The sequence below is a fragment of the Asticcacaulis sp. MM231 genome (assembly GCF_964186625.1).
GTDB lineage: Bacteria > Pseudomonadota > Alphaproteobacteria > Caulobacterales > Caulobacteraceae > Asticcacaulis.
In genome coordinates this window covers 1,303,505-1,327,001 of the sequence record NZ_OZ075108.1, presented here as the reverse complement: position 1 = coordinate 1,327,001, position 23,497 = coordinate 1,303,505, and the positions used below count along the sequence as shown (strand labels likewise).

The 23,497-nt window shown below is 61.2% G+C and carries 18 protein-coding genes; 8 read left to right on the top strand and 10 right to left on the bottom strand.

Annotated elements, in window-relative coordinates; genetic code table 11:
- Window positions 1-428 precede the first annotated feature (428 nt).
- From ABQ278_RS06500 to ABQ278_RS06485, 4 genes are all read right to left on the bottom strand, one after another.
- Entirely contained in the window at window positions 429-1,712 is a 1,284-nt protein-coding gene (locus tag ABQ278_RS06500; protein WP_349321751.1) for a hemolysin family protein, read from the bottom strand.
- A gap of 269 nt (window positions 1,713-1,981) precedes the next feature.
- A complete protein-coding gene (locus ABQ278_RS06495; protein ID WP_349321750.1) occupies window positions 1,982-2,596 on the bottom strand; it encodes a hypothetical protein in 615 nt (204 codons plus the stop codon).
- A 153-nt stretch (window positions 2,597-2,749) separates the two neighbouring features.
- A complete protein-coding gene (gene fghA, locus ABQ278_RS06490) occupies window positions 2,750-3,613 on the bottom strand; it encodes an S-formylglutathione hydrolase (protein ID WP_349321749.1) in 864 nt (287 codons plus the stop codon).
- Between the two features lie 349 nt (window positions 3,614-3,962).
- Window positions 3,963-5,072, bottom strand: coding sequence for an S-(hydroxymethyl)glutathione dehydrogenase/class III alcohol dehydrogenase (locus ABQ278_RS06485; RefSeq protein ID WP_349321748.1), 1,110 nt, complete (start codon window positions 5,070-5,072; stop codon window positions 3,963-3,965).
- A gap of 225 nt (window positions 5,073-5,297) precedes the next feature.
- Here ABQ278_RS06485 and ABQ278_RS06480 point away from each other — a divergent pair, with 225 nt between their 5' ends.
- From ABQ278_RS06480 to ABQ278_RS06460, 5 genes are all read left to right on the top strand, one after another.
- A complete protein-coding gene (locus ABQ278_RS06480; protein ID WP_349321747.1) occupies window positions 5,298-6,971 on the top strand; it encodes a methyl-accepting chemotaxis protein in 1,674 nt (557 codons plus the stop codon).
- Between the two features lie 196 nt (window positions 6,972-7,167).
- Window positions 7,168-9,513: a glycoside hydrolase family 31 protein gene (locus ABQ278_RS06475; protein ID WP_349321746.1), complete on the top strand. Its 2,346-nt coding sequence runs from the start codon at window positions 7,168-7,170 to the stop codon at window positions 9,511-9,513.
- Between the two features lie 19 nt (window positions 9,514-9,532).
- Window positions 9,533-11,053, top strand: a complete 1,521-nt coding sequence (locus ABQ278_RS06470) for a carboxylesterase family protein (protein ID WP_349321745.1) — start codon at window positions 9,533-9,535, stop codon at window positions 11,051-11,053.
- 105 nt (window positions 11,054-11,158) lie between these two features.
- Window positions 11,159-13,210, top strand: a complete 2,052-nt coding sequence (locus ABQ278_RS06465; protein WP_349321744.1) for a phosphocholine-specific phospholipase C — start codon at window positions 11,159-11,161, stop codon at window positions 13,208-13,210.
- A 27-nt stretch (window positions 13,211-13,237) separates the two neighbouring features.
- The gene (locus ABQ278_RS06460; protein WP_349321743.1) at window positions 13,238-14,680 is read left to right on the top strand and encodes a glycosyltransferase family 39 protein; all 1,443 of its coding nucleotides are present in this window, start codon (window positions 13,238-13,240) and stop codon (window positions 14,678-14,680) included.
- A 32-nt stretch (window positions 14,681-14,712) separates the two neighbouring features.
- Here the strand turns inward: ABQ278_RS06460 and ABQ278_RS06455 are convergent, their stop codons facing one another.
- Window positions 14,713-15,147, bottom strand: coding sequence for an OsmC family protein (locus ABQ278_RS06455; RefSeq protein WP_349321742.1), 435 nt, complete (start codon window positions 15,145-15,147; stop codon window positions 14,713-14,715).
- Between the two features lie 138 nt (window positions 15,148-15,285).
- Here ABQ278_RS06455 and ABQ278_RS06450 point away from each other — a divergent pair, with 138 nt between their 5' ends.
- On the top strand, window positions 15,286-16,542 hold the full coding sequence (locus tag ABQ278_RS06450; protein WP_349321741.1) for an MFS transporter: 1,257 nt from the start codon (window positions 15,286-15,288) through the stop codon (window positions 16,540-16,542).
- Window positions 16,543-16,652: 110 nt separating this feature from the next.
- Here ABQ278_RS06450 and ABQ278_RS06445 read toward each other — a convergent pair whose 3' ends face one another.
- From ABQ278_RS06445 to ABQ278_RS06430, 4 genes are all read right to left on the bottom strand, one after another.
- Window positions 16,653-17,228, bottom strand: a complete 576-nt coding sequence (locus tag ABQ278_RS06445; RefSeq protein ID WP_018081520.1) for a YSC84-related protein — start codon at window positions 17,226-17,228, stop codon at window positions 16,653-16,655.
- 128 nt (window positions 17,229-17,356) lie between these two features.
- Complete coding sequence (gene lldD / locus ABQ278_RS06440; RefSeq protein WP_349321740.1) at window positions 17,357-18,487, bottom strand: FMN-dependent L-lactate dehydrogenase LldD; 1,131 nt, start codon at window positions 18,485-18,487, stop codon at window positions 17,357-17,359.
- On the bottom strand, window positions 18,484-19,311 hold the full coding sequence (locus ABQ278_RS06435) for a kinase (RefSeq protein ID WP_349322117.1): 828 nt from the start codon (window positions 19,309-19,311) through the stop codon (window positions 18,484-18,486). The genes lldD and ABQ278_RS06435 overlap by 4 nt, the downstream gene beginning before the upstream one ends.
- Window positions 19,295-20,266 (bottom strand): D-glycerate dehydrogenase, encoded by a 972-nt coding sequence (locus ABQ278_RS06430; protein WP_349321739.1) that lies wholly within the window; start codon window positions 20,264-20,266, stop codon window positions 19,295-19,297. The genes ABQ278_RS06435 and ABQ278_RS06430 overlap by 17 nt, the downstream gene beginning before the upstream one ends.
- A gap of 181 nt (window positions 20,267-20,447) precedes the next feature.
- On the opposite strand from ABQ278_RS06430, the gene ABQ278_RS06425 reads away from it, so the two are divergent.
- Window positions 20,448-22,124 carry an alkaline phosphatase D family protein gene (locus tag ABQ278_RS06425; RefSeq protein WP_349321738.1) on the top strand — a complete coding sequence of 559 codons (1,677 nt, stop codon included), beginning with the start codon at window positions 20,448-20,450 and terminating at the stop codon, window positions 22,122-22,124.
- A 47-nt stretch (window positions 22,125-22,171) separates the two neighbouring features.
- A complete protein-coding gene (locus ABQ278_RS06420; RefSeq protein ID WP_349321737.1) occupies window positions 22,172-22,870 on the top strand; it encodes an SDR family NAD(P)-dependent oxidoreductase in 699 nt (232 codons plus the stop codon).
- Here the strand turns inward: ABQ278_RS06420 and ABQ278_RS06415 are convergent, their stop codons facing one another.
- Entirely contained in the window at window positions 22,871-23,491 is a 621-nt protein-coding gene (locus tag ABQ278_RS06415; RefSeq protein ID WP_349321736.1) for a pseudouridine synthase, read from the bottom strand.
- Window positions 23,492-23,497 lie beyond the last annotated feature (6 nt).

Here is a 23,497-nt window from a genome sequence, read left to right as displayed (position 1 = left end):
GTTCGGTTAATTCAGTCCAAGATCTCAATTCTAGCGAAATTTACTACCCCAGACCCAATTGCCCAGCATCAGGCTCGGGCATCAGAAAATGCTTCCCATCCGCGCATGTCCATAGTAATCCATTTTCACTTGACAACATTCACATTTGAATTAAAAGTATAAAAACTTCGAGTCCAAAATTGTTTGGGGCATAGGCGGGGGCATCTCCAAATATCCACCAAGCACTCATCATCAGATTTCAGATGGTTATTCTTGATGTTGCTTCCCGACCGGGGGCACCAGGAGCACGTTCACGAATGTGCGTAAATGTTTGAAAAATCCTTTAAAATCTGATGTATTTAAGGCTGTGACGTTCACAGTTGCTCACCCCCGTTCGCCCGTATACGCGCGCTTTAGTATCCCACCCCAGCAAAGCGATCCCCCTCCCTTTAAGGGTTATGGAACAAAAGCTTGTCAATCCGGCGTTCGTCCATATCGACAATCTCGACCTTGAAACGACCGAGTGTGACGATCTCGCCTTCCTTGGGGAAGCGCGCCAGCTTGTGCAGGATCAGTCCCGCCACCGTATGATAGCCCGGGCCGATCTCGAAATCCTCGCCGACGACATCACCCAATTCGACCAGATCGGCGCGGCCATCGACCAGGAAGGAACCGTCTTCACGCCGCACAATCATCAGGCGTTCGTCGTCGTGGGCCTCGTTCAGATCACCGGCGATCATTTCCAGCAGGTCGGTCGGGGTCAGCACACCCTCAAAGCCGCCATACTCATTGACGACGAAGGCCATATGCAGGGGCAATTCCTTGAAAAGCTCCAGCGCCTGCAACAGCGAGGTGGTGAGCGGAATGAAGATCGGCTCCTGCACCAGCACCGTCAGATCGAGGACATGGCCGCCCAGCAGCGCATCGGCGATATCGCGCTTGTGCGCCACACCCACAGGTTCCTCCATATCCTGCCCGCGCGTCACCACGAAGCGCGAATAGGGACAGTCGCGGATCTGGCGGGAGATGGCGGCCGCGTTATCATCGAGCGACACGCGGTAGACCTCGGTGCGCGGCGTCATGGCCACGCGCACGGTGCGGTCGCCCAGGCGCATGATCTCGGTCATCATCTGCTTCTCACCGGGCTCGATCAGGCCGGCGCCCATGCCTTCGGCCAGGGTCAATTCGACCTCTTCCTGCGTGATCGCCTCGCCGCTTTGATCGCGGATGCCGAGCAGCCTCAGCACCAGCGAGGTCGAGCCGGTGAGCAGCGTCACGAAGGGCCCCAGCGCCACGGATAGCAGGTGCAGCGGCCGCGCCACCACGCTGGCGATGCGTTCGGGGAACAGCATGGCCAGCCGCTTGGGCACCAGTTCGCCGATGATCAGTGACAGATAGGTCAGGATAACGACGACGACGCCGGTGGAGATCACTTCGGAATAGGGCGCCAGCAGCGGGATGGGGTTGATCAGCTTGTCGAGTTCGCCCGCCACCGTGGCCTGACCATAGGCGCCGGCCAGAATACCGATCAGAGTGATGCCCACCTGCACGGCCGACAGGAAGCGATTGGGATCGTTCGACAGCTTGAGCGCTTCGGCGGCGCCCTTGTCACCGCGTTCGGCACGGCTCTGCAACTTGTTGCGCCTGGAGGACACCACGGCCAGTTCGGACATGGAGAAGATGCCGTTCAGCACCACAAGGAGCAGGACGACGGCACCGGCAAAGAGCAACATGAGGGGAAGAATCCAGACGAAGCCTTGTGCGGCCACGCTTGAACGTTAACGGCATTGCAGTTGCGGTGCAATGCAAACGCCCTGACATCTGCGTGATGAAAGGCAAGATTTTACCCCGGATAAGGCACGGATTCAGAGTAAGGCCTAAGGGCAAGGCCAGCCACTCTCCGTGACCGACGGCAAAGCCGTCATTCCCCCGTCGCCAGGTGAACCGCTTTTGGCGGTTAAGCCCTAAAATCCGTGCCTTATCCGTGGCTCAAATTTTACGATCAGGGCGGTCCCCGAAACGGCGGGCGCGAAGCTTGCGCTGATTTTGCCGCCGTGCGCCTTTGCAAGGCCAGATCCGCCCGCGCCGCTTCGATACCGTCAGTATAGTCGACATAGGTCACTTTGGACGTAACCGATGCCGCTTCGGCGGCGTCACCCAGGATCCCCGCCGGGGCTTCCTGAACGACAGCGATCTGCGGCGCCGGTGTTTCGGCCACTTTCTGTATCGGTTTAACAGGGCGGTTGTGATCCTGAGGGATTGTCGTTGTGGCGTTTTGGGCGGCATCCCACCATTGGCCGAGATCGCGGCGGCGCTTTTCGCCCCATTCCAGCGTGTTCGCCAGCGACACGCGAGCCTTGATGGCCTCGATCTCGTGGGTGGCGCGTTCGGCTTCGATCTTGCGCGGATCGGGGGCGTGGCGCTCGGCGCGGTCGCAGCGGCTGTAGAGACGCTCGATCACGGCGGCCACGCGCACGGCGCGCTCGACGCCCGGCATGTCTTCGGGATCATCCATGGCGGTGATTTTTAACAGCATCCGGTCGGCAAAGGCGCGCAAAAGCCCGCGCCGTTCCTCGGGTGAAAGCTGTTCCTGTGCTGTGCGGTCATCCAAAGCCATCCGGATAGAATGCACCGGGAAATAAGGGCGGGGATAGATTGGGGCTATCAGGATCGTGGCAAACTGCGCGATTGCTCCCAAAAAAACTAATTTAATTTGCCCTCGGCAGATAAATCAGCTTCATCGTCTTCTTCACTATAATTAAATTCGACATTACTTTGTATATGCCAACCGCTCGGCGTGGAAGGCGATATGGTCGTCGATAAAGCTCTGGATGAAGTAGTAGCTGTGATCATAGCCCTCATGATAGCGCATCATCAGCTTCTGACCCGCCGTGGCGGCCGCCTGTTCGAGCAGGTCCGGCATCAGTTGCGTTTCGAGATAAGGATCACTCAGCCCCTGATCGATCAGGATCGTATCGAACGGCAGGCCCTTGCCTTGCGATAGCAGGAGGGCGGCGTCATAAGGCTCCCAGGCCGTATGATCCTGCCCCAGATAGGCGGCCAGCGCCTTTTGCCCCCACGGCGCGCGGCTGCTCGAGGCAATCGGGGAAAAGGCCGAAACCGACCTGTAGAGATGCGGATGGTTCATGGCGAGGGTGAGCGCGCCATGCCCGCCCATGGAGTGACCGAAGATGCCGCGTCGCTTGGGGTCGGACGGGAAATTGGCCTCGATCGCCTCGATCAGATCATGGGTGATATAGGTTTCCATCTGGTAGTTCGGCTTCCACGGCGCTTGCGTGGCGTCGACATAGAAGCCGGCGCCCTGCCCCAGTTCGCCGGTGTTGTCATCGGCGGCGACCGCACCGCGCGGGCTGGTATCGGGCGCCACGATGACAAGCCCCAGTTCGGCGGCCTTGCGATAGGCGCCGGCTTTTTCGGTAAAGTTGCTGGCGTTGCACGTCAGGCCCGACAGCCAGTAGAGCGTGGCGAAAGGCGCGTCCGTGCGCTTTTCCGCCACATCGGGCACAAACACGCTGACGCTCATCGGCGTCTGCGTGGCGGGACTGTCATGGCGGATAAAATAGAGAATGCCGTCGTAGAGACGATGCTGAGCGACGAAGTCCACTGAATACATCCCAATCCCTGCTATGTTAGCCTCAGAACGAAGCGGATCATGACAGGGACGGGATAGGGTTTTCAGACGCTTTTCAGGCTGGAATCATAATTTCTGATAAAGACGAATACTTAGATTTCAATAATTGGCTCACAATACAATAACTGACGACCAACCTTTGCTTTCATAGTGTCCGGAAGGCAATCAGAATGAGCATAAATAATAACCTCGATATTTCGATCCTCTACAAAATCTTCATACTCAGAAAGACGTACAAAACTAATAGCCGCAGATTGCTCTATTTGAGATTTTAAAATGCCCGCTTCACACAAGCTACAGATGTAGTAGACGGAATCCGAGGTTATTTCCATCAGAAAACCACAACCGAACGGATGCTTTCGCCCTTGTGCATCAGGTCGAAGGCTTCGTTGATGCGTTCCAGCGGCAGGGTGTGGGTGATCATCGAGTCGATCTCGATCTTGCCGTCCATGTACCAGTCGACGATCTTCGGCACATCAGTGCGACCGCGCACGCCGCCAAAGGCCGAGCCCTTCCAGACGCGGCCCGTCACCAACTGGAACGGACGGGTGGAGATTTCCTTGCCGGCCTCGGCCACGCCGATGACGATGCTCTCGCCCCAGCCGCGGTGGCAGGCTTCGAGCGCCTGACGCATGACCGTGGTGTTGCCGGTGCAATCGAACGTGTAATCGGCGCCGCCACCGGTTAGCTCGACCAGATGGGCGACGATATCGCCGTCGATCTCTTTCGGATTGACGAAGTGGGTCATGCCGAAGCGCTCGCCCCATTCTTTCTTGGCGTTGTTGAGATCGACACCGATGATCTTGTCAGCACCGACCATTTTCAGGCCCTGAATGACATTGAGGCCGATGCCGCCGAGACCGAAGACGACCGCGTTGGCGCCAGGTTCGACCTGGGCGGTATTGGTCACCGCGCCGACGCCGGTGGTCACCCCGCAGCCGATATAGCAGGCCTTGTCGAACGGCGCGTCATCACGGATCTTGGCCAGGGCGATCTCCGGCAGGACGGTGTGGTTCGCGAAGGTGGAGCAGCCCATATAGTGATAGATCGGCTGGCCCTTGTAGGAGAAGCGCGTGGTGCCATCGGGCATCAGGCCCTTGCCTTGCGTGGCGCGGATGGCGGTGCACAGGTTGGTCTTGCGCGACAGGCAGGATTTGCACTGGCGGCATTCCGGCGTGTAAAGCGGGATGACGTGATCGCCCGGTTTCAGCGAGGTGACGCCCTCTCCGACCTCGATCACGATGCCGGCGCCTTCATGGCCCAGGATGACCGGAAAGATGCCTTCTGAGTCGAGACCATCGAGCGTGTAGGCGTCGGTGTGGCAGATGCCGGTGGCCTTGATCTCGACAAGCACTTCGCCATAGCGCGGCCCTTCCAGATCGACTTCGACGATTTCAAGTGGCTGATTGGCGGCAAAGGCGACGGCGGCGCGGGTCTTCATGGCAGGGCTCCTCAATTTGTGGTGCCTTTGTGCGAAGCTTTGCGTCGTTTGACAAGGCTTAAACGACACCCCAACCGCCTTTGATATGAGGCAAGCTCCTGATCCATGGCGATATTTTACCCCGCGCAACCCATCCGTCAGTCTTTTTACAGGATGCTTACAGTCCGTTAACCGAACAAGAGTAAAACCTGTTTATTATCAGATGGATAAGTATCGGAGTACCACATGACCATTAAGGCGCGTATTCTCGCTCTCGTCGCTTGCTTTGCTATCATGGCCGCAGCCGTCACCGGGCTGGGCCTGATGACGATCAATGATTACAATAAGATGCTGCAAACCGCCGACAAGGCGCAGGACAACGCCTATCGCGGTGAACACCTGAACCGCCTGGTCACCGCAGCGGTCATGGAATCGCGTGGCGTCTACATGGCCAAGGATACCAAGGAAGCGACCAAATATGCTGACGGTATTGACAAACAACTTGGTGACATCAGCGAGCTGATGACCGAATGGAAGGCCGGGCTGGCGCCGGGTGAACTGCCGGAATTCGCCGCTGTCGAGGGCAAGGCAAACGAGTTCATCAAGATTCGCCGCGAAACCGCGCGTCTGGGCCGTGAAGTATCGCCGGAAGCCGCCAGCGAACAGGGCAACAACGAGCCCAACCGGGCGAACCGCAAGGCCTTCCAGGCCACGATCGACGCCATGGTCAAGCATATCAAGGCCAATCTCGAAGTCTCCAAATCCGAGATGGAAGACTATAAGAACACCCGCGTGTGGCAATTCCTCCTGATCGCCGCCACCGGCATCATTGCCCTGATCGCCGCCTCCTTGTGGGTCGCTATCAAGTCGATCTCGCGCCCGCTCAATCATGTCGCCGAAAGCGTCATGCTGATCTCCGAAGGCGCCTACGATACGCAGGTGCCCGATGCCAAAGGCAAGGACGAGGTGTCGTCCCTGTGGCGCTCGATCCGTACCCTGCGCGACCGTGCCGCCGAAGGTGAGGTGCTCAAGGCGCACCAGCAGGAAGAAGACATGCGCATCGCCGACAATATGCGCAATGAACGCAACCGCATCGCCTCAGAGTTCGAACAGAGCATGGGCGACCTGGCCAAGCGCTTCGCCGTTTCCTCGCGCACCGTGGCTGAATTGGCCAGAGGCCTGAGCCATAACGCCGACGAAGCCTCCGCCCGCGTCAACTCCGTCAATACCGCCGCCATCGAGGCCGCCAACAACGTCCAGAGCGTCGCGGCCGCCACCGAGGAACTCTCGGCCAGCGTCAACGAAATCAACGAGCAGGTGACCCGCACATCGCAGGTCACGCAACTGGCCGTGGACGAAGCCGCCAAGACCGAGGCCGCCATCCAGACCCTGAGCACCGCCGCCCAGCAGATCGGCGAGGTCATCAACCTGATCCAGGCCATCGCCGCCCAGACCAACCTGCTGGCGCTCAACGCCACCATCGAGTCGGCGCGTGCCGGTGACGCCGGCAAGGGCTTCGCGGTCGTCGCCTCCGAGGTCAAGCAACTGGCCCAGCAAACTGCCAAGGCCACCGATGAGATCCGCAGCAAGATCGGTGAAATCCAGTCGGCCACCACCGAAACGGTGTCGAGCATCGACACCATCGTCCGGACGATCGAACAGATTGGCGGCCTGACCACCGCTATCGCCGCCTCGGTCGAGCAACAGGGCTACGCCACGCAGGAAATCGCCAGCAACACCAACCGTGCGGCTGACGGCACCCGCGAAGTGACCGGCCACATGACCGGCGTGGGCGATGCCGCCCAGCAGACCGGCGAAGCGGCGCAAGCCTTGCTCGGCCTGTCCTCCGATCTCGAACACCGCTCGGAAGACCTGCAAACCGAAGTGATGAGCTTTGTCGGCCGCCTGCGCGCCGCTTAAAGATCCTCTATAACCCTGAAAAAGCCCGGTCAGTTCTGCTGACCGGGCTTTTTTATAGCCTCTACTGTATGCCGCCAAGCGTGGGCAGCCTTATTTTCACATACATCAGATTTGTATGATTATTGGCCTTGACGATCCGCGCGCCAGGGCTTAGCCCTGAGTGAAAATGATAACGTTGTCATACAGAGAGATGTTCATGCGCCCGATTCTCAAGACCGCCTTTATGGGCCTGGTCTCCGCCCTAGCTCTGGCCACGGCCGTCCAGGCGGCCCCGATTGCCACCCTGGACCGCAACGGCGCCTGGGTTAGCGTCGAGGCCTACGGCCCCAACGTCATCCACGTCACCATCGCCGCCGACAAGGCCGAAGCGCTGAAAGGCCCCGGCTACGGCATCCTGGCCGATCACGCCGATAACGGCGCCTTCAAGCAGAGCAAGGACGCTGGCGGCGACCTCTTCGCCTCCAGCGGCCTGACCCTGCAGGTCAATCCCGCGCCGCCGGCGCGCACACCGAGCCAGGGCGAAAAGTATTTCGCCCCGTCGCTGGCCCCGGTCGGGCTGCTGATCAAAAACGCCAAAGGCGAGACCGTCCTGACCCTCAATAGCTGGGAAATGTCGCCGCATGAGGTGGCCGGTGAAAAGACCTATCAGGTCGGCGCCGCCTTTGCCGCGCCGGAAGGTGAGCACTATTACGGCATGGGGCAGAACCAGGAATCGCTGTCAGGCCTCGACCTGCGCGGCCGCGTGCTGGATTGCCAGCACTGGTATGACGCCCCGGCCGGCGAAACCGTCTGTGTGCCCTTCATGGTCTCGTCCAAAGGCTACGGCATCGTCTGGGACAACGCCTCGCAGACCCGCTTCATTGGCGGTGTCAATGGCAAGCTCGGCTTCCAGTCCAAGGTCGGCGAACGCGTGTCGTTCTTCGTTATCACTGGTTCGACGCCGGAAGAGATTTACGCAGGCTATGCCCGCCTGACCGGCAAGACGCCGATCCCGCCCAAGTCGGTGTTCGGCCTTATCCAGTCCAAGGCACGCTATGACAGCCAGGCGGAAATCCTGCGCGTGGCCACCACCTACCGTGACAAGAAGTACCCTCTCGACGTCATGGTCCTTGACTGGTTCTACTGGACGCGCATGGGCCAGATGGACATCAATCCGGCTGAATTCCCCGACCCGGACGCCATGAACAAGCAACTGCACGACATGGGCCTGCAGTCGATCGTCTCGATCTGGCCGCGTTACGAGACCTCGGGCCGTTACTTCAACGAACTCGACCACAAGGGTTTTCTGCTCAAGGACAAGGACGGCAAGACCGTCGATGGCCTGCCCTTCCGCTCTGACCGCACCGGCGGCCTGATCGATTCGACCAACCCTGAAGCGCGCAAGTGGTTCTGGGAGCACGCCCGCGACAACATCCTGTCGCACGGCTTCGATTATCCCTGGCTCGATGAGACCGAGCCCGACCTGGTGCCGGATGGTTTCCACTATTCGATCGGCACCGGCGACCGCTATCACAACCTGTTCCCGCTTGTTCACGTCGAGGGCGTGCAGCAGGGCATGCGCGAATGGAAACCGAACAAGCGCGCCCTGATCCTGTCGCGCGCCGCCTATCTCGGTTCACAGCGTACCGGCGCCCTGTTCTGGTCGTCCGACATCCAGCCGACCTGGGAAGCGCTCCAGCGCCAGATACCGACCGGCCTCAACATGACCGCGTCCGGCATCGCCTATTGGGGCAATGACATCGGCGGCTGGCAATGGCTGCCGCAGACCACCAGCTTCACCGGAACGCCGCTGCTCGATCCATCGGACGCGCGCGAAACCGTGGGCCAGAACAACGACTATCCGGAACTGTTCACGCGCTGGTTCCAGTACGGCACCTTCCTGCCGACCTTACGCCTGCACGGCGACAAGAAGCACACCGAAATCTGGGCCTTCGGCAAGCAGGCTGAGGCGATCCTGGCCGATTACGATCGCCTGCGCTACCGCCTGATCCCTTATCTCTACAGTTCCGCCAAGACGACCTACGACACCGGCGCACCGTTCATGCGCGCCCTGTGGATGGACTTCCCGAACGATCCGAACGTCGCTGATATCGGCACGCAATACATGTTCGGCCCGGCCTTCCTCGTCGCCCCTGTCACCAAACAGGGTCGAACGGAAAAGGACGTCTACCTGCCGGCCGGCACCGACTGGTACAACTACTGGACCAATGAAAAATTGACCGGCGGCCAGTGGGTCAAGGTGGCCGCGCCCATTAACCAGATTCCGGTGTTCGTCAGGGCCGGATCGATCGTGCCGGTGGGTTCGGATATCCAGTCGACCGCCACGAAACAGGCCATCACCGCGCTCAAGGTCTATCCCGGCAAGGACGGCGATTTCAGCCTCTACGACGACGATGGCGTGAGCTACGACTACGAAAAGGGCAAGGGCGCGGTGACCACCACCCTGCACTGGAATGACGCTACGCAAAGCCTGACCGCGACCGGTTCGGACAAGGCATTCGCCAAGTCAGCGCCCGGTCTGGTGCAGATCGTCGGCAAATAACAACGGCGGGAGGAACATCATGCGCGTACTGAACAGCCTTATCGTTCTTGGTGTCGCGCTGCTGGCGCTTCCCGCTTTTGCTCAAAAGGCGACCCCGCCGGTCTCAGTGACCGGCGGGCAGATATCCGGCACGGATACCGGCGAGGTGCGCACCTTCCTTGGCGTGCCCTTTGCCGCCCCGCCAGTGGGTGAATTGCGCTGGCGCGCGCCGCAAGCGGTCGTGCCTTGGAGCGGCGTGAGGGCAACCACGACGCTTTCGGCGGCCTGCGCTCCCAATGCGGACTGGCTGCCCAACCCCAAGAGCGAAGACTGCCTCTATCTCAATGTCTGGGCGCCAGAACAAGCCGATCGGGCAAAGGCCGAAAAGCTGCCGGTCATCGTCTGGATTCACGGCGGCGGCTATTATGGCGGCACAGCCGGTCAGCCCCTTTTCGATGGCGGCAACCTGGCCCGGCATGGCGCTGTTGTCGTCACCCTCAACTATCGACTCGGCATATTCGGCTTCTTCGCCCATCCGGAACTGACCGCAGAATTGCCCGATCAGTCTTCCGGCAACCAGGGCATCGAGGACCAGATCGCCGCTCTGCACTGGGTAAAGGACAATATCGCGGCCTTCGGTGGCGATCCCGAACGCGTCACCATCATGGGCGAATCCGCCGGAGGCGAATCCGTGGCGATCCTGGTCGCGTCACCGCTGGGCAAGGGGCTTTTCCAGCGTGCCATCGCTGAAAGCGGCAATGACGCCCTTCCCCTTGCCCCCAGCGAGAACGCGCACTTCGACCGCACCGCTGCCGAAGCCAAGGGGATGGCTTTTTCAAAGGCGGCCGGCGCGCACCACCTCTTCGACCTGCGCGCCATGAGCCTTGAGACCTTAGCGAAGCAGCCGTGGTCGCCGGTGCCGATCGTCGACGGGCATGTGCTGCATGAAGACCTGACCACGACCTATCAGAACCATCGCCAGAACGACGTCCCGATTCTGGTCGGCTGGAACGCAGAGGAAGGCAAGGACCTGGCGCCCGAAATCCTGGGCACCAGTGATTTTACAGCCGCCAACCATAGAGACCTGATGGCCCGGCTCCTCGGTCATGCGCCGACGGATGCCCTCTTGAAAACCTATCCCGGCGCCACCGATGCACAGGCCAGGGCCTCCATCAACCAGTTGACCAATGACTGGTGGGGCTGGCGGATGCAGTACTGGGCCAATCTGCAACGACAAAACAGTCATTCGAAATCTTACGTCTACTTCTTCGCCCATCGCCCGGCAGAACTGCCCAATTGCGGCTATGGCTGCGGCATAGGTCATGGGGCGGAAATCCAGTACGTCTTCGATCATCTCGATTGGGAACAACGTCCCTGGACGGCCGAAGACAGGCGTTTGGCCACTGAGCTATCCGACCGATGGGTAGCGTTTGCCGCGACCGGTGATCCAAACCGCAGGTCTTTGCCCGTCTGGACGGTGTTCGATGGCTCTAACGCTTCGATCTTCCGGATCGGCAGCGACACAGACAGGTTGCCAGATTTCGACCTCTTCATCCCTTAAGTTCGCCTGATGGCGCCGGCGTCTGCTTACCAGGGGCATGCAATTTCTGTCCGGCCTTGATAAAACCGTCACATTGCCCTGATACTCCCGGCGGATTAAAAAGGGATGCCCATGACCATCGACCGCCGCCGCTTTCTGCTCTCCGCGTCTCTGGCCGCCTCTCTGGGCAGCCTGCCCGCCTCGATCGCCCGCGCGCTCGATATTCCGGCGAAAAGCACCACCGGCACGATCATGGATGTCGAGCACATCGTGATCCTGACGCAGGAAAACCGCTCGTTCGATCACTATTTCGGCACGCTCAATGGTGTGCGCGGCTTTTCCGACCGCTTCCCGATCCCTACGGTGAACGGCACGGTGTGGTCGCAGCCCGATGAGCACGACAAGACGCACCTGATCGCGCCTTTCCGGCTCAATACGGTGCAGGACTTCAAATATATGCGTACCGATGGCACGCCGCACAGCTTCCCCGATGCGCAGGCCGCCTGGGATCTCGGCCGCCTGTCCAACTGGCCGCAGGCCAAGCACAATCACAGCCTGGGCTATTTCACGCGCGACGACATTCCCTTCCAGTTCGCCATGGCCGAAGCCTTCACGATCTGCGACGCCTATCACTGCGCGATCCATACCGGCACAAATTCGAACCGCCTGTTCATCTGGACCGGCACCAATGATCCTTCGGGCGCGCATCATGGCCCGGCGATCGACAACGGCTACGACAACCTGAAAAGCGATCCTCAGGGCCACGGCGGCTACACCTGGGTGACCTACCCGGAGCGCCTGACCTCGGCTGGCATAAGCTGGCAGGTCTATCAGGACATGGACGATAATTTCACCGACAACCCATTGGCCGGCTTCAAGCTTTACCGCATGGCCGACAAATCGAAATCGCCCGCGCTGGCCGAACTGGCGGCGCGATCCTTGCGCACCCGCGCGCTCGACAAGCTGAAAGACGACGTGCTGACGGAAAAGCTGCCGCAGGTGTCGTGGATCGTCGCCACCGCCGAGGGTTCGGAGCATCCGGGGCCGTCTTCGCCGGCGCAGGGCGCGGACTATACCGCCCGCGTGCTCGATGCCCTGACCGCCAATCCGGCGGTATGGGCCAAGACGGTCCTGCTGATCAATTTCGACGAGAACGACGGCTATTTCGACCATGTGCCGCCGCCGTCAGTGCCCGCCAAACTCGATGGCGTGCCCTATGGCGAGAGCCAGGTTGACACCGCCGGTGAATACCACAACGACAAAAACTGGAAGGACCGGCCCTATGGTCTTGGTCCGCGCGTGCCGCTCTATGTGATTTCGCCATGGAGCAAGGGCGGTTTCGTCAATTCGCAGGTCTTCGACCACACCTCGGTCATCCGCTTCCTTGAGGCGCGCTTCGGCGTTCACGAACCCAATATCAGCGCGTGGCGCCGTGCGGTCTGCGGCGACCTGACGACCTGCTTTGATTTCGCCAACCCAAACAGCGAAGCCTTCTTCCAGAAACTGCCCGAGACCGCCGCCACCGCCGAGCGCGCCCGCAAGCTCTCCGGCCAGCCCAAGCCACAGCCGCCCGAACAGATAAGCCCGCCGGTGCAGGAAAATGGCCAGCGCCGGGCGCGGCCCCTGCCCTACCGCTTTAACGTCCAGGTCAAACCATCCCCCATCGGCCACGGCATATCGCTCGAATTCGTCAATGACAGCATCGACACAGCGGTTGTTTTCCACGTCTATGACCGTAATGCTGTGAAAAACCCTCCCAAGCGCTATACAGTCAAGGCCAACGGTCAACTGTTTGCCACGATATCTGCGACGGATGACGGCAAGTTTGACTACGACATCCTAGGGCCAAATGGCTTTTACCGCCATTTCGCCGGAACGGGTGCTTGTCCGGTAACGATCGAGAGCGGCAAGGTTTTGTCCCTGCATGCGTTCGGTGGTGAGACGCTCACCGTTACAGTCACCGACAATGCTTACGGTCAGCCAGCGCAAAGCTTGACCACGGCGAAAGGCCTCAACGTCAACCTCATGGCCTTCGATCTGGCAGTCAGTGATGGCTGGTACGATATCACGCTTTCAGGTGACGGCTTCAGCCACCGTTTCGCCGGTCATATTGAAAACGGCCAACCGTCTATGACCGATCCGGCGCTCGGCGGGCCGGCCGTGATGAAACTTGTCTGAAACCACAAAACCGGCCAATAAGGGCGGATGACGCTGACAGCCCGCCTTCGCACTCTCCCCTACCTGCCCCTGCTGACCGGACTGATGGTCCTGCGGCTGGTGACGTCGTCACGCGCCGGTCTGGTGCCGGACGAGAGCTATTACTGGCTGTGGGCGCAGCATCCGGCGCTTGGCTATTACGATCACCCGCCCATGGTGGCGTGGTGGATCGCGGGCTTCACCGCCCTCGCCGATGTCGCCGTGCTGGTGCGCCTGCCGTTTATCTTAAGCTTCGTGGCCTTGAGCTGGCTGATGTACGATACGGCGAAGGTGTTGTTCAGCGCCTCCGTGGCGCGCCGCACCCTGCTGTGGCTCAATGCCTGCGTGCTCCTGAGTGTCGGTTCGGTCATCGCAACGCCCGATCCCCCGTCGGTGCTGATGTGGGCGTGCGGCCTGTGGGCGCTGGCGAAGCTGCATACCACCGGCAAGGGCTGGTGGTGGCTGGTGTTTGGCCTGTTCGCCGGTCTGGGTTTCGAGGCGAAATACACCAACCTGTTCCTTGGCGTCGGCGTCATCGCCTGGTTGGCGCTCGACAAGGATGCCCGCCGCCACCTGCTGACGCCGTGGCCGTATTTTGGCGGGCTGATCGCCGCGGCCGCCATGGCGCCCAACCTGATCTGGAACGCCCACCACAGCTGGATCACCTTCGCCAAGCAGTTCGGGCGCATCGAAGGCAGCCACTTCACCGCCAAATACCTGATCGAATTCCTGATTTCGCAGCCCTTGCTGATCAATCCGCTGATCTTCGTCTTCGTCGTCACCGGCGTCATGATGTGGTGGCGTAACCGCCATGACAGCCGCCTGACCCTCCTGATCGCCCTGCCCCTGCCCTTGCTGGCCTATATGCTGGTGCACGTCTTCCATGACCGCATCCAGGGCAACTGGCCGGCGCCGGTCTATCCCGGCCTGATCGTGCTGGCGGCGGCGGCCTCCGAGACCGTCACCGGCAAGTGGTTGCCGCGCCTGCGCGCGTGGTCGGCACCGTTCGGCATTGGTCTAAGCGTCATCGCGCTGATGTATCTGGCGCTGGGCAATCTGGGCCCCAGCCTTGCCGGCGCAGCGGGCCTCAGTCAGGGCTGGAAGCCGCTCACCGAGACAATCGTGGAAAAAGCGGCTAAGCTCGATGCCGACTGGATCGCCACCACCGATTACAACACACAGGGCGAACTGGCGCACGCCATGGGCGGCAACACCTTCTCACCGGTGCCGCTGGTCGAACGCGAACGTTATGGCTGGCCGACCTATGAAAATATCCTGTTCCGCAAACGCGCCCTCATCGTGGTCGATGCGTCACACAGCCCCGATCTGGCGAAGTGCTTCAACGACCTGACCGATCAGGGCACGGTTTCACGCCTGAAAAAGCCCGGCAAGAAGTCAGATTTCCGACTCTATACCGGGCGTCTCAAATATGTCGGCTGTAATCTGGATTAGGTTAGGGTAAGGGAATCCACAGATAAGCCTTCTTAAGCCAGGGTCGCCTCAAGCGTGATCGGCACCGATGACAGCGCCTTGGAGATCGGGCAATTGGCCTTGGCGCCGGCGGCGATAGCGTCGAACTGTTCCTGAGAAATACCGGGGATTTTCGCGGTCAGTTTCAGCGTGATGCCGGAGATGGCAAAGCCGCCTTCGGCCGGATCGAGCTTCACCGAGGCTTCGGTGTCGATGCTGTCAGCGGTGAAGCCAGCCGCGCCGAGCGCGAAGGCCAGCGCCATCGAGAAACAACCCGAATGGGCGGCGGCGATCAGTTCTTCCGGATTGGTGCCTGACTGGCCATCGGCGTTTTCAAAACGGAGCTTGAAGCTGTAGGGCTGGCTGTTCAGCACCTTGCTTTGCGTCGTCAGCGTGCCTTCGCCTTGCTGGCCATTGCCGGCCCAGTGCGCCTGTGCGGTACGGATCATGCGGAACTCTCCTGTTTGATGTGGGAAGACCTTTTTTTATCCCCCTTTGTGCGACAACTCAATGAAGCCCTGCCGCTTTTCCTTTGTCCGAAATGTCGGATACGCCTATGAAGGCGGTCTGATATGGGGAGACGGCATATGCCATCCGATACTGCACCCGCAAACGGGCGTTCTTTCACGCTCTTTCTGCTGATCATCGTCTATGCGCTGAACTTTCTCGACCGGCAGATCCTGAGCATCCTGAAAGAGCCGATCGCCGCCGAACTGCACCTCAATGATGCCCAGCTCGGCTGGATGGGCGGCCTCGCCTTTGGACTGCTTTACAGTGTGCTGGCTATACCCGTCGCCTGGCTCGCCGATCGCTATTCGCGCGTCACAATCATGGCCGCCTCTCTGGCCATCTGGTCGGGCTTCACGGCGCTCTGCGGACTGGCGACCTCGTTTCCGCAGATGTTTCTGGCGCGGATGGGCGTCGGTGTGGGCGAGGCCGGCGGCGTGCCCCCCGCCTACAGCCTGATCTCGGATATGTATCCGCAGAAGCAACGCGCCCGTGCCATGGCCGTCTATTCGCTGGCCATCCCGATCGGCAGCGCGGCCGGTATCCTGTTCGGCGGCCTAATGGCGGCGCAGGTCAACTGGCGCTGGGCGTTTCTCGTCATCGGCGGCATCGGCGTCCTGCTGGCGCCGGTGTTTCGGCTGCTGGTGAAAGAGCCGGTACGCGGCCGGTTCGATGCGCCGCGCGAGGGCCAGCTCAGCCTGATCGAGGTGGTCAGGCTGGCGGCCAGCAAGTCCAGTTTCTGGCTCATGGCCTTTGGCGCTTCCTTCGCCTCGCTGGTAGGATATGGCTTCCTCTACTGGTTCCCGACGTTTCTGGCGCGCAGCCTGCATATGGATATCGTCAGCCGCTCGCAGCTTTTCGCCGGCGCCTTTCTTATCAGTGGCATCATCGGAATCTTAAGCGGCGGCATACTGGCCGATAAGCTCGGCACGGCGCGCAAAGGCGCCTATCCGCTGGTTCCCGCCATTGCTTTTCTGTTGTCGGCACCGCTTTACGCCCTGTGTATCATGGCCAAGACCCCGCACGCCGCGTTTTTCCTGATACTGATCCCGCAGGCGCTGGGTCTGATGTGGTTCGGGCCTCTGCTGACGGCGGTCCAGCATCTGGCGCCGGCGTCCTCACGCGCGCTGATAGCGGCTTTGTTCCTGCTGATCACCAACCTGATCGGTCTCAGCGCCGGGCCGTACTTCTTCGGCAAGGTGTCGGAACTGCTCAAGCCGGAGTACGGCGCGGACTCGATCAAATGGGCCTTTGTGATCGGCCTTGGCTTCTATCTGGTGGCGGCAGTTCTGCTGCTTCTCGCCTCGCGCACGATAAAAAGGGACTGGGTGGACTAAATCGGCCTGTCCCTTCCAGCGCATTTTGGACCTAAGTCAAATAAAAAGAGCCCTTCGGTCAGGGGAAACCGAAGGGCTCATGAACAAGATCAGAAAGCTTAAGGGGAAAGCTATTGCTTGATCTTGGATATCTTGGTGCCTTCAATCGAGACACCGGCCATCAGGCCCTTTTGATCGAAGACGAAGGCATAGGCATCGTCTTTCAGGGTCGAGGTCGACAGATTGCGGGCCACGCCCTCGTCCACCACAACCACGGTCGGGCCCACGCCGATTTCAAGACCGGAGCTTTCCTTGAGGTATTTCACGGCGTTATCGGACATCAGGAAAACGGCGTAACCGTAGGACTGCGCGCCGGCCTGAAGGCCCCACGAACCGGAGAAGGAATTGTAATAGTCGGCCACGCCGCCATCGGCCAACAGTTCGCCTTCACCATAGGCGCCACCGAAGACCAAACCGGCCTTGACGATGCTGGGGAAGATCAGGATGGCCTTGGCGCGCGAACCGATCAGCTTGGCGGTCGGGTTGCCGGCATAAAGCGAGTTGAGCGCAGCTTGTGAGTCAGAATTAATATCGGCCTTGCTGGCGGCTTCCGCGACCTGCGGGGTGAGCGCGGGCACCATGGCGGTCGTGGTCAGGGCCAGGGCGAGCGTAAAGCCACTTGCGGTCAGTTTGGGAAACTTGAACATTATAGCACCTCAGATAACGGAGCATGATCGCCCGGTGAGTTCTATCTAGCGGCGTCACCCGTTGCGTTGCCATGCGGAGGCAACGGGCAAAACATCAGGATCATATAAGGTCGCTGGCAAACCTCGCCTCAGGCCAGCAGGTTGCGATTGATTTCCGCGATGGTCTTGACGCCCGTAAGCGCCATGGCCGTGCGCATTTCCTTCTCGATGAGGCCCAGCAGGTTGGTGACCCCCGCCTCGCCACCGGCGGCCAGCGCATAGATATAGGCGCGGCCCAGCAGAACGCCTTTGGCGCCGAGCGCCAGCATCCGCACCACGTCGAGCCCCGTACGGATACCGGAATCGGCCAGAAGCGTCAGGTCATCGCCCACCGCGTCGGCGATCGCCGGCAGGGCCTTGCACGTCGAGAGCGCGCCATCGAGCTGACGGCCGCCGTGATTCGACACCACAAGGCCGTCGGCGCCGAATGTCACCGCGTCCTTCGCGTCTTCCGGATCGAGAATGCCCTTGATGATCATCGGGCCTTTCCAGACGTCACGAATCCACTCCAGATCCTTCCACGAAATGCTCGGATCGAAATTGGCGCCCAGCCAGCCGATATAGTCCTCAAGCCCCGTGGCCTTGCCGAGATATGTCGACACATTGCCCAGATCGTGCGGCGTGCCGCGCAGGCCAACGTCATAGGCCCATTCCGGCTTGAAGATCGCCTGCACCATGCGGCGGATCGGCCCGAAATCACCGCTCATGCCCGAATGCTTATCGCGGTAGCGCGCGCCCGGCACCGGCATATCAACGGTAAAGACCAGCTTGGTGACGCCCAGGGCCTGCGCGCGTTCGAGCGCGTGCTTCATAAAGCCGCGGTCCTTCAGCACATAGAGCTGGAACCAGATATCGCAGCCTGACTTCTCAACAATTTCCTCAAGAGGGCATAGAGAAACCGTTGAAATGATATAGGGAATGTTCGCCTTCTTCGCGGCTTTCGCCACCTGCACTTCGCCGCGGCGCGCGTACATGCCGCCCAGTCCCACCGGCGCCAGCGCCACCGGCATCGCCATCTTTTCACCGAACAGCTCGGTCTCCAGCGACAGGTCGGCCACATCGCGCAACACGCGCTGACGCAGCGCCAGCGACGACAGGTCGCTGACATTGTTGCGCAGGGTCATCTCGGCATAGGAGCCACCGTCAAGATAATCAAACAGGAAGCGCGGCAGTTTGCGCCGGGCGGCTTCGCGGTAATCGGTGGCGGCGGAAATGATCATGGGACTCTCGATGCGGACGCAGGAACAAGACGTGTGGCTGACGTCATATGCCGCGCGGAATCAAGTTGCAAGGTCAGGTCGGCATAGGCGGGCATGGTGCGCAGAATATGACAGGTCAGGCGCTCGTAAGACTGGATGAAGCGCCCCACTGCTTCATCGCTCATAAGGTGCGTGCCGGTGCGCCCTTCGGCCTGCAAGCGGCGACGCAGGCTGTTTTCCTGTTCGATTCGCCAGTCGCGGACGATTGCGAAACCGGGTGCCGCCAGCAGCACCAGTTTGTCGATAGGGGCAAACAAGGTGGCGTAAGCGCCTTTCAGCGCTTCATTGACCGCACGCCGCCAGACGCCATTATCGCTGCGTTCCAGATCATTGACCGGCCTCGCCAGATCCTCGTCGGCCTGCGGACGCGCGCCCACACACCAGCCCTCGAAAATAATGAGGTCCGGCGCTGTTATCTCCGGCCATTGTTCTTCCGGCACGGGTGAGTCGGTCGCCTTGTCGAAGCGCGGCAGGCGCGTCGGCTCGCCGGACAGCAAGCCTTTGAAGGTACGCTCGCCCAGGGCGACATCGTGTGTGCCCGGCACGCCGCGCGTGGCGAACAGCGGAGAAATATCGACCGGACGGGCTTCGCGCGCCAGATAGAGATCATCGAGCGAGAGCAGCGCCACGGTCAGGCCCCTGGCTTTCAGACGGGCCTCAAGGCCTTCGCTCAATGTTGATTTTCCGGAACCTTGCGCCCCGCAGACGCCCAGCACGAGGGGTTTGCTGGCCGTTTCCAGCCAGTCCACCACCTGCGCGGCAACGAGATCAAGCAACCCGATCACGCACGGGCTGACCGGCAAAGAAAAGATCAACATTGACCGCCGCGCGCATGCCCATGGCCTCGCGCGTCTCGACCGTGGCGCTGCCAAGGTGTGGCAGCAGCACGGCGTTCGACAGGTCGAGCAAGGCCGGATGCACCACCGGCTCGGCCTCATAGACATCGAGCCCCGCCGCCCAGATCGTGCGGGCTTTCAGCGCTTCGGCCAGATCGGCCTCATGCACCACCGAGCCGCGCGCCGTATTGATCAGGATCGCGCTCGGCTTCATCAGCTTAAGCAGACGCGCGTCGACCATGTGCCTTGTCTCCGCCCCGCCCGGCGTATGCAGCGACAGGACATCGGCCTCAGCCGCCAATTGGTCGAGCGACGGCACATAACGGGCCTCCAGCGCGGCCTCGATATCAGCGGCGGCCTGATGGCGGCTGTAATAGGCGATCTTCATGCCGAGCGCGCTGGCGGCTTTGCGGGCGGTCGCCTGGGCGATGCGGCCAAAGCCGACCAGACCCAGCGTCTTGCCTTCCAGCGATTGTCCCATCAGCGCCGTCGTGCCCCAGCCCTTCCACGCACCGGCGCGCAACTGGCGCTCGCCCTCAGAGGCGCGGCGCGAGGTCATCAGCATCAGCATCAGGGCGATATCGGCCGTGGCCTCGGTCAGGACGTCGGGCGTATTGGACACAGTGATGCCGGCGGCCTTGGCGGCGGCGACATCGATATTCTCATAACCGGCGCCATAGTGGCCGATCATCTTCACGCGCGCCCCCGGCACGCCGAAGACGGCAGCATCCATCGGATCGCCCAGCGATGAACACAGACAGTCATACGCCGTCATCGCCTGCATCAGTTCGGCGTGCGTCAGGGGCTTGCCGGTGTCGTTGACGGTCGCGTCGTAGTGCGCCTGCATATAGGCCTGCGCACCGGTGGGCCAGGGACGGGTGATCAGGATCTTGGGACGAGTCATTAAGCGAATCTTTCGGTTTTTTAGTCTTTTAGCGCCTGTTAAATACCGGCGCACGCTTTTCCTGATGAAAGTGGCTATCGCGGCACGTTAAGGTTTTCGCGTAAAAACCGTCATTTAACTGCCAAACGGCTGTCATCAAATCCCCCTAAGCGCTGGTTTTATCGGAAACAGCGGGAGCCTAATGGGGATGGTCAGCCGCCGGAAAGTTATGTTCGCCGTGGGTACGGTCGCCGCCGTGCCCGCCCTTGGCGCCTCCGCGCTCCCGGAAACCCCCTCTCAGGTCCGGTTCGAGCATGGCGTGGCCTCCGGCGATCCCCTCATTGACGGCTTCATTCTGTGGACCCGCATCAGCGGCCTGGAACGCGGCGCAAATATCGCCTGGCAGATCGCCAGAGACGACAGCTTCAACACCGTAGTGGCCGAGGGCAAGGTCTACACCGACGCCGGCCGCGACTACACGGTCAAGGCCGATGTGCGCGGCCTGACACCCGACACCGACTATGTCTACCGCTTCCTCGCCGGCCCGATCCCCTCGCCGGTCGGCCGCACCCGCACCCTGCCGCTGGAAACCGACAAGGTGGTGCTGGCCGTGGCCTCCTGCGCCCTGCATCCCAACGGTTATTTCAACGCCTATCGCGCCATTGCCGACCTGCCGCGCGTCGATGCGGTCGTTCATCTCGGCGACTATATCTATGAATACGGCGCAGGCCTGACCGATTACGGTATGGGCAATGGCCGCATGCTGATGCGTCTGCCGGAGCCGGCGCACGAGATCGTCACCTTGGCGGATTACCGGATGCGCCACGCCCAGTACAAGCGCGATGAGGATTTACAGGCCGCCCATGCCCGCGCGCCATGGATTTGCGTCTTCGACGACCACGAGATCTGCAACAATCCATGGCGCGACGGCGCCGAAAACCACAATGCCGGCGAAGGTGACTGGGGCGTGCGCAAGGCGGCGGCGCTCAAGGCCTATTCGGAATGGATGCCGATCCGCGATCCGGAGCCCGGCCGCCTGCGCGAAGCCATCTATCGCAGCGTCCGCTTCGGCAAGCTGGCCGAACTGGTCATGCTGGAAAGCCGTCTGCTGGCGCGCACCAAGCAGCTCGATTACGCCGAAGACCTGACCTATATCGACGGCAAGCCCGACAAGACCGCTTTCCGCGCCAAGCTCAACGCGCCCGAACGCGAACTGCTGGGCGCAGAGCAGCGCCAGTGGCTGCAAAACACCCTGACCGCCTCGGTACATGACGGCGTGACCTGGCAGGTGCTGGGCAACCAGATCGTCATGGCCAAGGTCAATGGCCCGGATATCGTCAAGCGGCTCGGCCCTGATGCGATAGCAGCCCTGCGCAATCTGACCCCCGAAGGCGCGCGCCAGAAGCTCGACACCTTCGTGGCCCTGTTCGACAGCGCCGATCCCCTGCCGCTCAATCTTGATGGCTGGGACGGCTATCCAGCCGAACGCGAACGCGTCTACGCCATGATCAAGGCAGCCCAGGCCCGCACCGTGGTCGTCTCCGGTGACAGCCACTGCGCCTGGGCCAACCAGCTTCATGACGTGACCGGCCAGACCATGGCCGTTGAGCTCGGCGTCACGGCGATCAGCAGCCCGACACGCTGGTTAAATTCGTGGCTGCCAGACCTGCAACTGGCCGAGACGCTCGCCGATCAGAACACCGAGGTCGTGGCCGCCGATGACGCCTATAACGGCTTTGTCCGCCTGACCCTGACGCCCGATGAGATGACGGGCGAATGGATGTCGGTCAGCACGATCACCTCACGCACCTTTACCTGCTTCCCGCAGCGCCGCTTCTCGGCGAAGGCGAAGGATCTGCTGCTGAAGCCCGGCGCTTAACCGGAGCCAAAGATAATCCAAAAGCCCGGCGAAACCGTAAGAAGGGCATGAACACACCCCTGAACGGCAACGCGGTTATCATTGGCGCCAGTGGCGGTATCGGCAGTGCGCTGCTGGAAGCCCTTCGCGCGCAGGGCCATTATGATCTGTGTCTGGGCCTGTCCCGGCATTCCGATCCACCGCTCGATCTGACCGACGAAGCGAGCATCGCCAGCGCCGCGCAATGGGCGGCGTCGCAGGGCGATATCCGGCTGGTGATCGACGCCACCGGCTTTTTGCATGACGCATACTTCGAACCGGAAAAGAGCTGGCGGTCGCTCGATCCTGAGCATATGGCCAGATCGTTCGCGCTCAATGCCATCGGCCCCGCCCTGCTGATGAAGCACATCCTGCCTCTTTTGCCGCGTCAGGGGCGCGCCGTCTTCGCCACCCTGTCGGCGAAGGTCGGCAGTATCGGCGATAATGAACTGGGCGGCTGGTACAGCTACCGCGCCTCGAAAGCCGCGCTCAACCAGTTTGTCAAAACCGCCGCGATCGAATTGCGCCGGCGCGCGCCGCAAGCCGTCTGCGTGGCGCTTCATCCCGGCACGGTTCAGACCCACCTGTCGGCGCCTTTCCACAAGACCGGCCTGGACGTGCGACCTCCCCTCGATGCCGCCACACACCTGCTGGCGGTTATCGACGGTTTGAGCGCCGAACATACCGGTGGTTTCTATGATTATCGCGGCCAGTCCCTGCCGTGGTGATCAGAAAGGCGCCGCCGAATGGAAGTCTATGCGCGCGCCGCTGACGGGGTGCGGCAGGCTCAGGTGTTCGGCGTGGAGCAGCAGGCGCGGGCTCAGGGCTTCGATCTCCGGCGGCGCATAGAAATCATCGCCCAGAATCGGGTGACCGATCGCCATCATATGCACCCGCAACTGGTGCGTCCGCCCGGTGACGGGCTCCAGTTCGATCCGCGTTGTGCCCTCCGCGCGCCCGAGGATGCGGTAGCGTGTCAGCGAGGGCTTGCCGGTGGCGTGATCGACCATCTGGCGCGGGCGGTTGGGCCAGTCCTTGATCAGCGGCAGGTCGACCTCGCCATCCGCGCTGAGGTCACCCGCCACCACCGCGATGTAACGCTTGTCGACCTGCCGGTCAGCGAAGGCCTTTGAAAGCGTGCGGTGGACCTCTGGCCCACGCGCAAAGACCATCAGGCCGGACGTCGCCATATCGAGCCGGTGTACGGTCAGGACGTCAGGATAGAGGCTTTGCAGGCGCGTGATCAGGCAGTCCTTATGCTGCGGCAAGCGTCCGGGCACACTCAAAAGGCCCGCTGGTTTTTCCGCCACCAGCATATGATCGTCGACAAAGATGACGCTTTCAGACATGTCGTC

Excerpts from the sequence above, each read along its gene's own strand:
- ABQ278_RS06485 (WP_349321748.1), bottom strand. The coding sequence starts at position 5,072 with ATGAAGACCCGCGCCGCCGTCGCCTTTGCCGCCAATCAGCCACTTGAA.
- ABQ278_RS06460 (WP_349321743.1), top strand. The coding sequence starts at position 13,238 with ATGACGCTGACAGCCCGCCTTCGCACTCTCCCCTACCTGCCCCTGCTG.
- ABQ278_RS06425 (WP_349321738.1), top strand. The coding sequence starts at position 20,448 with ATGGGGATGGTCAGCCGCCGGAAAGTTATGTTCGCCGTGGGTACGGTC.
- lldD (WP_349321740.1), bottom strand. The coding sequence starts at position 18,487 with ATGATCATTTCCGCCGCCACCGATTACCGCGAAGCCGCCCGGCGCAAA.
- ABQ278_RS06495 (WP_349321750.1), bottom strand. The coding sequence starts at position 2,596 with ATGGCTTTGGATGACCGCACAGCACAGGAACAGCTTTCACCCGAGGAA.
- ABQ278_RS06445 (WP_018081520.1), bottom strand. The coding sequence starts at position 17,228 with ATGTTCAAGTTTCCCAAACTGACCGCAAGTGGCTTTACGCTCGCCCTG.
- ABQ278_RS06430 (WP_349321739.1), bottom strand. The coding sequence starts at position 20,266 with ATGACTCGTCCCAAGATCCTGATCACCCGTCCCTGGCCCACCGGTGCG.
- ABQ278_RS06500 (WP_349321751.1), bottom strand. The coding sequence starts at position 1,712 with ATGTTGCTCTTTGCCGGTGCCGTCGTCCTGCTCCTTGTGGTGCTGAAC.
- ABQ278_RS06450 (WP_349321741.1), top strand. The coding sequence starts at position 15,286 with ATGCCATCCGATACTGCACCCGCAAACGGGCGTTCTTTCACGCTCTTT.
- ABQ278_RS06420 (WP_349321737.1), top strand. The coding sequence starts at position 22,172 with ATGAACACACCCCTGAACGGCAACGCGGTTATCATTGGCGCCAGTGGC.
- ABQ278_RS06455 (WP_349321742.1), bottom strand. The coding sequence starts at position 15,147 with ATGATCCGTACCGCACAGGCGCACTGGGCCGGCAATGGCCAGCAAGGC.
- fghA (WP_349321749.1), bottom strand. The coding sequence starts at position 3,613 with ATGTATTCAGTGGACTTCGTCGCTCAGCATCGTCTCTACGACGGCATT.
- ABQ278_RS06475 (WP_349321746.1), top strand. The coding sequence starts at position 7,168 with ATGCGCCCGATTCTCAAGACCGCCTTTATGGGCCTGGTCTCCGCCCTA.
- ABQ278_RS06480 (WP_349321747.1), top strand. The coding sequence starts at position 5,298 with ATGACCATTAAGGCGCGTATTCTCGCTCTCGTCGCTTGCTTTGCTATC.
- ABQ278_RS06465 (WP_349321744.1), top strand. The coding sequence starts at position 11,159 with ATGCCCATGACCATCGACCGCCGCCGCTTTCTGCTCTCCGCGTCTCTG.
- ABQ278_RS06415 (WP_349321736.1), bottom strand. The coding sequence starts at position 23,491 with ATGTCTGAAAGCGTCATCTTTGTCGACGATCATATGCTGGTGGCGGAA.
- ABQ278_RS06470 (WP_349321745.1), top strand. The coding sequence starts at position 9,533 with ATGCGCGTACTGAACAGCCTTATCGTTCTTGGTGTCGCGCTGCTGGCG.